The organism is Streptomyces kebangsaanensis, assembly GCF_001906585.1.
Taxonomy (GTDB): domain Bacteria; phylum Actinomycetota; class Actinomycetes; order Streptomycetales; family Streptomycetaceae; genus Streptomyces; species Streptomyces kebangsaanensis.
In genome coordinates this window covers 12,433-22,813 of the sequence record NZ_JUJA01000166.1, presented here as the reverse complement: position 1 = coordinate 22,813, position 10,381 = coordinate 12,433, and the positions used below count along the sequence as shown (strand labels likewise).

The following is a 10,381-nucleotide window of genomic DNA, read 5'->3' as shown; positions in this document are numbered from 1 at the left end:
CCCGCCAGGACCAGCCCCTGCCGGGCGGCGAGGGCGGAGGCGTGGTCCACGACCCGGTCGGCGGCCTCGTCCTCCGTCACGGTGACGACCAGGCGCGCGAGCCCCTGGTCCCAGTAGGCGAAGAGCACGTCCGGCCGCTCGGCCAGCGCCACGGCCATGCGCCGGGCCAGATGTTCCCTCCCGCCCGCGCGCCGCACCCGGTCCGGGTCCGCGGGCCGCAGCGCGAAGTGGGCCCGCGTACCGGACCTCCAGTGGGCGCCCTCGCCGGGCAGCGCGTTCCAGGCGACGCGCGCGACCCGCACGGTGGTGTCCGCACCGCGCACGCCGGCCCGCGCGGTTCCGGCCACCGCGCCGGCGGCCACTCCCACCGCCGGTGCCGCCGTCCGTGCGAGCAGACGGGCGGCGGCCGACGGCGCCGTCAGCAGACCGAGCACCATGGCGCGCCCTCAGAGGGTGGTGCGGTCGGGCCGCGCCGTCGGGCCGAGGGGTCCGGTGGACGCGTGCCCCCCGGGCGTCTTGCCCCGGGTCCCGGTGTCCGGCGGGGCGGCCCGGCCCTCGGAACCTGCTCCGCCCCCGGACCTCAGCGCCGCCGTGCCGATGTCCTTGGCGGGTTCCCGGGCGGCCGCGGCGCGCTCCCCCGCGGACTGCTGGGCCGCGGCGGCGGTGTCCTGAGCGGTGGGTGACGTGTCCGCGGCGGCGGTCCGGGCGGCCGTGCCGCCCTCCGGTGCCGCGTTCGCCGCGGCGGCGGTGTCCGGGGCGGTGTCCCGGGCCGTGACGCCCGTGCCGGGCTCGGTGTCCTCGGGCCTCGTACCCGTGTCCGGTGCCTGCTCCAGGGTCTTCCGCCCGTCGCCGGCGGGCTGTTCGGGGCGGGACTGGGTGAGCCAGGCCACCGCCGCGCCGGTGAGCGCGACGGGCCACTCCACCACTCCGGCGGCACCAAACACTCCGGCCCCGGTGTAGACCGCGATCCGCCGCCTGCGCGGCGACACGGCGCCGACCCTGTCCAGCGTCTCCTGCGCGGCCCTGCTCACCACCCCGGCGCCCGGCACCCTGCGCAGCACCGCGGCCGCGCCGTGCAGCGGCGCCACAAGGGCCGACGACGACTTCTGCTCAGCCATGACTCTCCTCGCGGGGTGAGATCGTCCTGCGTGCCCCTCGGGTGCCCGCAACCGTGCTGGTCATCCCGTCTCTCTCAGGGAACGTCACCGACCGCGTCCCCGCCACCGGACTCCCTCCGTCGCCGCGTGGCGCCGGAGGGAGCCCCGGGTCCGGGTCAGGACCGGCGGAACAGCCCCTCCGGGACGGCGTCGGCGAGGATCCGGTAGCCCTCCGGGTTGAGGTGCAGCCAGTCCCCGTCGTGGAGGGCCGGCCGCAGCCGGCCCGGCTTCGCGGGGTCGCGGACGGCGCGGTCGAAGTCGATCACCGCGTCGAAGTTCCCGTGCGCGCGGATCCAGGTGTTGACCGCCCGCCGGGACTTCTCCCGCTCGCCCGCCGGGTCGTCGTAGGAAGTGTTGCCGCCGAAGGGCAGCAGGGTGGCGCCGTAGACGCGGATGTCCTGGGCGTGGGCGCGGACGACGATCTGCCGGTAGGCGGCGATCAGGTCGTCGGTGACCCGGCGCTGGGCGGCCGGGGTGGCGTCGGCGGTGCCGATGTCGTTGACGCCTTCGAAGACGATCAGCCAGGCGACCCCGCTGCGGGCGAGGACGTCGCGGTCGAGGCGGGCGAGGACGTTGGGGCCGAGGCCGTCCTGGAGGACGCGGTTGCCGCCGGCGGCCTGGTTCAGGACGGCGACGTGCGCCGTGGCGCGGCGGGAGCGCAGCCGGTCGTGGAGCTGGTCGGGCCAGCGGTTGTTGGCGTTGGTGGTGGAGCCCCGCCCGTCGGTGAGCGAGTCGCCCACGACGGCGACGGCCTCGGTCGGGGCGTCGGCCCGCACCTCGACGTCGCTGATCAGGTACCAGTGGTCGACCGGCGTCGCCCCGGGCAGGTCGGTGTCCCGGGTGCGGTCGCCGTGGACGAGGTACGACGTCGTGCGCGAGCCCGGGTGCGAGGTGAGGGCGAGGGACCGCTGCCCGTCGGCCAGGTAGGCCGTCACGGTGAGGTTGGACGCGGGGCGCAGCTCGAGGTCCAGCGGGTCGGAGACGACCTGGGCCCCGGCGGGCACGGTCGTCGACGCCCGTCCGGAGAACGTCACCCGCCGGGTCGTACCGGGCTCCACGGCGCTGACGCCGGCCTTGCCGTGGAGCGGGAGCGCCACCGTCACGGCGGTGAGGGGCAGCGGGGTGTCACCGAAGGCGTTGGAGAAGCGCAGCCGGACACGGTGACCGCCGGTGGAGACGCGCAGGGTCTGGCGGAGCGTGGTGTCGGCCAGAACGGCGTCGTCGCCGGTGAAGGGGGCCGGCGGCAGGTTGCCCGGTTCGGTGAGCTGGGGCATCGCCGTCCAGGTGTTCACCCAGTGCTGTCGGGGTGCGGCCGGCGGCCGCCCGGCGGCGGCGCGATCCGGCCGCTGCGCGAGCGCGGTGACGGCGGAGACGGTGACGAGGAGGGCCAGCGCCAGGACGCAGGCGGTGACCAGGTCGGCGAGCCGGGTTCTCCCGGGCGGGGCGGCTGGTGGACTCACGGGCGGTGTCATGGCGTCCTCCGGTGCGTCTGCGAGGGTGCGGGCGCCTGGCATGGTGGCATGTACGCGCACCCCCGTGGAACCGCTCCCACAGCAATGGCCGAACTCCCCTCACCGCCACCCGGCGCCGACCGGACGCGGACTGCGCGAGGCGTTGACTAGAAAGCGCTTTCACCCTACGGTCCGTTCAGCAGCGTGACCCAAGGGCGCCCCTCCTGGCCCCTTGGGCCACGTTGCCCGCGCGCGGCGTTCTGCAAGGCGTACGTCATTCACGTATACGACCCCCTCGTCCTCCTGAAGGGACACACCCGCATGCGTACTCGCCCCCCACGTACACACGCGCAACGGTCGGCGCTCGCGGCGGCCGTCGCCGCCGCCGCCACGGCCGCGGTGCTCGCCCTGCCCCAGCAGGCCGGGGCCGCCGAGAGCTCGCCGGTCGGGTTCGGCGCCGGCACGACCGGCGGCGGCAGCGCCTCGGCGGTGACCGTCTCGACGCTCAGCGCCTTCAAGTCGGCCGTGGCCGGCAGCACGGCCAAGGTGGTCAAGGTCAGCGGCACGATCTCGCTGAGCGGTCAGGTCGACATCGGCTCCAACACCACGGTGCTGGGCGTCGGTTCGTCGTCCGGGTTCACCGGCGGCGGACTGCGGCTGAAGAACGTCGGCAACGTCGTCGTCCGCAACCTCAACATCAGCAAGGCCGTCGGAACGGACGCGATCACCGTCCAGGGCTCGACCAAGGTGTGGATCGACCACAACACCCTGTCCTCCGACCGCGACCACGGCAAGGACTACTACGACGGCCTGCTCGACATCACGCACGCCTCCGACTACGTCACGGTGTCCTGGAACACCTTCAAGGACCACTACAAGGGCTCGCTGGTCGGCCACAGCGACAGCAACGCGAGCGAGGACACCGGGCACCTGCGGGTGACGTACCACCACAACTGGTTCAACAACGTCAACTCCCGCATCCCGAGCCTGCGTTTCGGCACCGGGCACTTCTACGACAACTACGTCGTGGGCGCCGACACCGCCGTGCACTCGCGCATGGGCGCGCAGATGCTCGTCGAGAACAACGTCTTCCGCAGCACCAAGGTCGCCGTCACCACCAACCGGGACAGCAGCACGGACGGCTACGCCAACCTGCGCGGCAACGACCTCGGCGGGGCCGCCACCGAGATCTCGAGGACGGGCGGCTTCACCAGCCCGCCGTACGGCTACACCGCCGAGTCCGCCTCGAGCGTGACCTCCTCGGTGACCGCCGGCGCGGGCACCGGGAAGATCTGAACCCGCCCACCCACCGGCCGACCACACAGCGACCACACAGAAGGAGTCGGGACATGACTGCTGCGGCACGACCGCGCGTGCGACGGCGCGCACTGACCGGAGGCCTGGCCGCACTCGGCCTCTCGGTTGCCATGATCATGACAGAAGGGGCGCTGTCCCCCGCGAGCGCCGCCACCTGGCCCACCGCCAACGGCAGCCAGGCCGTCACCTCCACCATCTCCGTGTCGGGCACCAAGGACTACGGGATGAAGCGCCTGTACGGCAGCGGAGCCCTGGGCACCGGCGGCCAGGACGAGAACCAGAAGCCGATCCTGGAACTGGCCGCCGGCGCCGTCCTGAAGAACGTCATCATCGGCGCCCCCGCCGCCGACGGCGTCCACTGCCTGGGCAGCTGCACCCTGCAGAACGTCTGGTGGGAGGACGTCGGCGAGGACGCGGCGACGTTCCTCGGCTCCTCGTCCTCCCACGTCTACACCGTCTCCGGCGGCGGTGCGAAGGAGGCCAGCGACAAGGTCTTCCAGTTCAACGGCGCCGGCACGCTGAACGTCTCGAACTTCGCGGTGCAGAACTTCGGCACCTTCGTCCGCTCCTGCGGCAACTGCAAGACGCAGTACAAGCGGACGATCAACCTCAACACCATCGAGGCGACCTACAAGGGCAGCCGGCTCGTCGGCATCAACACCAACTACGGCGACAGCGCGTCCCTGAAGAAGATCACCATCGTCGGGGACTCCAGCAAGAAGATCATCCCCTGCCAGAAGTACATCGGGAACAACACGGGCAAGGAGCCCAGCACGAACGGCACGGACGCCGACGGCACCTACTGCAAGTACGCGTCGTCCGACATCACGTACAAGTGACCCCCTCGCGATGAGGGCGGCGGCGCGCGACGTCCCCCGGACGGCGCGCGCCGCCGTCGTCCGCCCACCGCCTCGCACGGCTCACCGCCTCGCGCGGCCGAGCATCTCCTCGGTCAGCTCCCGCTGGTAGTCGGTGTACGCGGCGCGCAGCGCCGGGCCGGGCCAGTCGGCGGGCAGCAGCGGGGCGGGCAGGACGGGATCGGCCAGCAGGTGCCGTACGACGGCCGCGAGGGCGGTGAAGCGGTCGGCCGGCCGGTCCGCGCGCGCCACGTGGGCGAGCAGCGCCCGGGCGGTGGCCGCCCAGCAGTCGAGCGGCCACAGGCCGGCGGCCAGGCCGGGGGCGGACTCCTCGGGCCGGGCGGTGAAGCGCCGGATCACCCGGTCCAGGTCGCCGGGCCAGGGACGGCGCAGGTTGGCGGGGCGCAGCCAGACGCCCTCGCGGAGTTCGGCGAGCCTCAGGGCGGTCAGCCGGGCGCGCAGTCCGGCGCGTTCGGCGGGCCCGCGGCCGGTCGCCGTCACCACGGCCATCTCCCACTCCCCCTCCCAGGGCCGCGTGGCGGGGTGCACGGCCGCGTCCTGGCGCCGCTGGCGCTCCAACAGCCGGTCACTGAGGCCGTAGACGGTGTCCGAACGCCGCAGGTCGCCGACGGCCACCATCCGGCTCAGCGCCGCCCGCAGGGTGGATCCGCCGACTCCGAAGGGCTCGACGGCCCGCACGAGATCCTTCACGGGCAGTTCGGGCGGGTGCGTGCCCAGCAGCAGGCTCAGGACGACCGACCGCGCCGACAGCGGGCGCAGGTCGACTCCGGTGGGCTCCTGGGGGGCGTTCATGAGCACGTACTGTACTTCCGCCATGTTGCACCATTGCTGCGGTCGTAGAGACAGTGCAACACTGACCGCATGGCCTCGACACTCGCGCACGCACCGTCGCCCTCCCCCCACGCCGTCACCAACCAGGCCCCTCCCCTGGCTCCGTACGACGCGTCCGACGACGCGGCGCTGCTGGAGGGGCTGCGCCGGGAGGGCGCGGAGTGGGCCGAGCCGGACGTGCGGCGGCTCGGGGCGCTGGCGGGCGGCGAACAGGCGCAGGAGTGGGCCGAGCAGGCCAACCGGTACGAGCCGGAGCTGCGCACCCACGACCGGTACGGCAACCGGATCGACGAGGTCGACTTCCACCCTTCCTGGCACCACCTGATGCGGACCGCGGTCGCCGAGGGGCTGGCCGGCGCCCCCTGGGCGGACGACCGGCCCGGCGCCCATGTGGCCCGTACCGCGGGCGGACTGGTGTGGGGACACACCGACGCCGGGCACGGGTGTCCGACGTCGATGACGTACGCCGCCGTACCCGCCCTGCGCGCGCAGCCCGAACTCGCCGCCGTCTACGAGCCGTTGCTGACCAGCCGGGTGTACGAGCCCGGGCTGCGGACGCCGGCCGGGAAGCGGGGCCTGCTGGCGGGCATGGGGATGACCGAGAAGCAGGGCGGCTCCGACGTACGGACGAACACGACGACCGCCACGCCGGCCGCCGAGCCGGGCGTGTACACCCTGCGCGGGCACAAGTGGTTCACCTCGGCGCCCATGTGCGACGTCTTCCTGGTCCTCGCGCAGGCCCCGGGCGGCCTGTCCTGCTTCCTGGTGCCGCGCGTGCTGCCCGACGGCAGCCGCAACACCTTCCGGATCCAGCGGCTCAAGGACAAGCTGGGCAACCGGTCCAACGCCTCCTCCGAGCCGGAGTTCGACAACACCGTGGCCTGGCTGGTCGGGCCCGAGGGGCGCGGTGTCAGGACCATCGTCGAGATGGTCAACTGCACCCGCCTGGACTGCGTGATGATGTCGGCGGCGCTGATGCGCAAGACGCTCGTCGAGGCCGGCCACCACGTGCGGCACCGCGCCGCCTTCGGCGCGCCGCTGATCGACCAGCCGCTGATGCGCAACGTGCTGGCCGACCTGGCGCTGGAGTCGGAGGCCGCCACGACGCTCACGCTGCGGCTGGCCGGCGCGGCCGACCGGGCGGTGCGCGCGGACGGCGACCGGGAGACGGAGGCGGCGTTCCGGCGGATCGCGACCGCCGTCGGCAAGTTCTGGGTCACCAAGCGGGGGCCGGCCTTCACCGCGGAGGCCCTGGAGTGCCTGGGCGGCAACGGCTACGTCGAGGAGTCGGGCATGCCCCGGCACTACCGCGAGGCGCCCCTGCTGTCGATCTGGGAGGGCTCGGGGAACGTCAACGCCCTGGACGTCCTGCGGGCGCTGGGCCGGGAGCCCGGCACCGCCGAGGCGCTGTTCGCCGAACTCGCCCTGGCCCGCGGCGCCGACACCCGTCTGGACGCGGCCGTGAGCCGTCTGAAGGCCGGTCTGGGCGAGGCCTCCCCGGTGGGCGCGCGCCGCCTGGTGGAGCTGATGGCCCTGACCCTCCAGGCGTCCCTGCTGGTCCGGCACGCTCCGCCCGCCGTCGCCGACGCGTTCTGCGCGACGCGGCTCGGCGGCGACTGGGGCCACTCCTTCGGCACCCTGCCCGCCGGCGCGGACCTCGACGCCGTCCTGGAACGCTCCCTGCCGGACTGACCCCCGGTCCGCGTCACCAGGTGTTGCGGCTCCACAGCGGGCCGAAGCGGGACCACTCGACGTCCCACCGGGCCATCCGGCGGCGCTCCAGCCGGGTGCGCAGCGCACGGCCCGCGACGAGGGGGCCGGCGGCGGCGCCCGCGCCCGCCAGACCGCCGATCGTCCCGGCCCTGGTGCGGGCCTGGGCGGGCGTGGCCGGCTCGGTCACCAGGCGGCCCCGGGGGTCGGTCCACACGGTGACGGGGGTGCCGGCCGCGCTGCCGGGCCGCACCCGGGCCCGGCCGGTGTGCTCGGTGCCGTCCACGGCGGTCCAGCGCACCTTTCCCCACACCCGCAGGGCGGTGCCGGACCCCCGGCCGCCCCCGGCGGGCGAGCCGGGCGCCCGCTCGGTCACCAGCGCGGCCGTGGGCCGCCACTGAAGGCGCTCCTGGGCCAGCCCGCGCTCCACTCCACGGGCCGCCGTCCAGCCGGCGAGCGCCCCGGCGAGGACGGTGAGGACCCAGGTGCCGAGCACGACCCAGGCCTCCACCGTGTCGGTGCGGCGTTTGAGCGGATTGCGGCGCCACCGCCACAGCCACACCTTCGGACCACGGAACGCCATCAACGGCATCCTCCTCATGAGCGCGCGGATCTGCCGGACCGCCCTCCCATACGAAGGACGGCTCCCCCGTGCTCACGGCGGGTTCCCCGCCCCGGCGCCCGCATGGGTCCCCCGAAGGTCGCGCGCGAGGGTGGGCGGTGTGCCGACCGCGCCGCCGTGACCTGCGACGGCGCCGACACGAGGGTGACTGTCAGTGGTGGGGTGCAAACTGGCCGGTGTCCGGGACGAAGGAGTCCGGACGAAGACCTCGCGGAGGTGATCGGCATGACCGAGGTACTGCTCGCCGTGGGCACGCGCAAGGGCCTGTTCATCGGACGGCGGCGCGGTGGCGCCTGGGAGTTCGACGACAGTCCGTACTTCAACGCGCAGGCCGTTTACTCGGTCGCCGTCGACACCCGCGGTACCGTCCCGCGGCTGCTGGCCGGCGGCGACAGCTCGCACTGGGGGCCGTCGGTGTTCCACTCCGACGACCTGGGCCGCACATGGACCGAACCGGCCCGGCCGGCCGTGAGGTTCCCCAGGGACACGGGCGCCTCACTGGAGCGGGTGTGGCAGCTGCACCCGGCGGCCGCGGAGCCGGACGTGGTGTACGCGGGCACGGAACCGGCCGCGCTGTACCGCTCCGAGGACCGCGGTGAGAGCTTCGAGCTGGTCCGCCCTCTGTGGGAGCACCCCACCCGGTCGAAGTGGGTGCCGGGCGGTGGCGGTGAGGGCCTGCACACCGTGGTGACGGACCGGCGCGACGCGCAGGCGGTCACGGTCGCCGTCTCCACCGCGGGCGTGTTCCGCACGTCCGACGGCGGGGAGAGCTGGGCGCCGTCCAACTCCGGTGTGTCGGCTGTGTTCCTGCCGGATCCGAACCCGGAGTTCGGCCAGTGCGTCCACAAGGTGGCACAGGACGCGGAGGACCTGGACCGGCTGTATCTGCAGAACCACTGGGGGGTGTACCGCAGCGACGACGGGGGCGGGCACTGGACGGACATCGGCGAGGGCCTGCCGTCGACGTTCGGCTTCGCCGTGGCCGCCCATCCGCACCGCGGCGGCACGGCGTACGTCTTCCCGATCAGCGCGGACGCGGACCGGGTGCCCGCCGGCCACCGCTGCCGGGTGTTCCGCACGGCGGACGCGGGCAGGAACTGGGAGCCGCTCACGGCGGGCCTGCCGGGCGAGGACCACTACGGCACGGTGCTGCGCGACGCGCTGTGCACCGACGACGCGGATCCGGCGGGCGTGTACTTCGGCAACCGCAACGGCGAGGTGTACGCCTCGGCGGACGACGGCGACAGCTGGCAGCAGTTGGCCTCGCACCTGCCGGACGTGCTCTGCGTGCGCGCGGCGGTGATCGGCTGACGACCGCGACGCGCCGCGGGGAACCGCTCGCACCGGGGCCGCCCGGCCGGGTCGGCCCACCGCGTGACGGAGAACCCGGCCCGGTCGGCCGTGCCCGGCGGGTCCTCACCGTCCGTTCCCGGCGGGACCGCTGATTCCGGCAACGGTGGTGCGGGCGGACTCGTCGACATGGAGGGTGAAGATGTCGGGGCGGGCGTAGTGGCCCGTCGGGTCGAAGTCGAAGCGGGCGCGGGCCAGGTCGTCGAGGTCGAGTTCGGCGGTCAGGATGCCCTCGCCGTCGCGCAGCGGTCCGGCCAGGACCTCGCCGAGCGGGGAGACGATCACGGAGCCGCCGCCGATCAGCACGGTGTCGGGCGCGTCGCCCTGCACGGGGTGGAGGTCACCGGGCAGGGCGTCACGGCGCAGGTACTGGTTGGCGCTGAGGACGAAGCAGCGGCCCTCCAGCGCGATGTGCCGCATGGTGGCCTGCCAGGCGTCGCGGTCGTCGACGGTCGGCGCGCACCACAGGTCGACGCCCTTGGCGTACATCGCCGCACGGAACAGGGGCATGTAGTTCTCCCAGCAGATGCCCGCGCCGAGGCGGGCCGTGCCGGTGTCGACGACCGGCAGGGTGGAGCCGTCGCCCTGACCCCACAGGTAGCGTTCGGCGGCGGTCGGCATCAGCTTGCGGTGCAGGCCCAGGTAGCCGTCCGGTCCGAAGAAGAGCGCCACGCAGTACAGGGTGCCGCCCTGCCGTTCGACCGCACCGACCACGGCGTGGCAGCCCAGTTCCCGGGTGAGGCCGGCCAGGGCGTCGGTCTCGGGGCCGGGGACGTCGACGGCGGCGGCGTGGTAGCGCCGGAACAGCTCCCGGCCGGCCGGGGTGCGGCTGCCGACGGTGATGCCGAAGTCCAGGCCCTTGGGGTAGCCGCCGAGGAACGCCTCGGGCAGGACGACTACTTCGGCGCGGTGGGTCTCGACGGCCTCACGGATCAGCTCCTCGGCACGGAGCAGCGCGGCGGGCGTGTCGAACAACGGGGCGGCGGCCTGGACGACGGCGGCGGTCAGAGTGGTCATGCCGCCGAGACTAGCCAGGGGTTCAGCAGTCGTACGAGGCCGGCGGGC

General features: G+C 74.2%; 9 protein-coding genes and 1 pseudogene. 4 read left to right on the top strand and 6 right to left on the bottom strand.

All coding sequences use genetic code 11. The features are described 5' to 3' along the window. The 3 genes and pseudogenes from RH94_RS45530 to RH94_RS34185 form a co-directional block, all read right to left on the bottom strand. Positions 1–437, bottom strand: a pseudogene (locus tag RH94_RS45530) (cation-translocating P-type ATPase); the annotation flags it as partial. A 9-nt stretch (positions 438–446) separates the two neighbouring features. Continuing rightward, on the bottom strand, positions 447–1,118 hold the full coding sequence (locus tag RH94_RS45525) for a hypothetical protein (RefSeq protein WP_234426236.1): 672 nt from the start codon (positions 1,116–1,118) through the stop codon (positions 447–449). Between the two features lie 155 nt (positions 1,119–1,273). Further along, positions 1,274–2,572: an SGNH/GDSL hydrolase family protein gene (locus RH94_RS34185; protein WP_234426255.1), complete on the bottom strand. Its 1,299-nt coding sequence runs from the start codon at positions 2,570–2,572 to the stop codon at positions 1,274–1,276. A gap of 357 nt (positions 2,573–2,929) precedes the next feature. On the opposite strand from RH94_RS34185, the gene RH94_RS34180 reads away from it, so the two are divergent. Beyond that, entirely contained in the window at positions 2,930–3,904 is a 975-nt protein-coding gene (locus RH94_RS34180; protein ID WP_073952194.1) for a pectate lyase family protein, read from the top strand. A 53-nt stretch (positions 3,905–3,957) separates the two neighbouring features. Next, a complete protein-coding gene (locus tag RH94_RS34175) occupies positions 3,958–4,764 on the top strand; it encodes a pectate lyase (RefSeq protein ID WP_073952193.1) in 807 nt (268 codons plus the stop codon). Between the two features lie 81 nt (positions 4,765–4,845). On the opposite strand, the gene RH94_RS34170 is transcribed toward RH94_RS34175, so the two are convergent. Continuing rightward, positions 4,846–5,595, bottom strand: coding sequence for a PaaX family transcriptional regulator C-terminal domain-containing protein (locus RH94_RS34170; protein ID WP_073952279.1), 750 nt, complete (start codon positions 5,593–5,595; stop codon positions 4,846–4,848). 69 nt (positions 5,596–5,664) lie between these two features. On the opposite strand from RH94_RS34170, the gene RH94_RS34165 reads away from it, so the two are divergent. After that, on the top strand, positions 5,665–7,326 hold the full coding sequence (locus tag RH94_RS34165; protein WP_073952192.1) for an acyl-CoA dehydrogenase family protein: 1,662 nt from the start codon (positions 5,665–5,667) through the stop codon (positions 7,324–7,326). 13 nt (positions 7,327–7,339) lie between these two features. Here RH94_RS34165 and RH94_RS34160 read toward each other — a convergent pair whose 3' ends face one another. Next, a complete protein-coding gene (locus RH94_RS34160; RefSeq protein WP_073952191.1) occupies positions 7,340–7,927 on the bottom strand; it encodes an Rv1733c family protein in 588 nt (195 codons plus the stop codon). A gap of 264 nt (positions 7,928–8,191) precedes the next feature. Between RH94_RS34160 and RH94_RS34155 the strand changes: the two genes are divergently transcribed. Further along, a complete protein-coding gene (locus RH94_RS34155) occupies positions 8,192–9,277 on the top strand; it encodes a WD40/YVTN/BNR-like repeat-containing protein (protein ID WP_073952278.1) in 1,086 nt (361 codons plus the stop codon). Between the two features lie 105 nt (positions 9,278–9,382). Here the strand turns inward: RH94_RS34155 and RH94_RS34150 are convergent, their stop codons facing one another. Further along, positions 9,383–10,333 (bottom strand): nitrilase-related carbon-nitrogen hydrolase, encoded by a 951-nt coding sequence (locus RH94_RS34150; protein WP_073952190.1) that lies wholly within the window; start codon positions 10,331–10,333, stop codon positions 9,383–9,385. Positions 10,334–10,381: the final 48 nt, after the last annotated feature.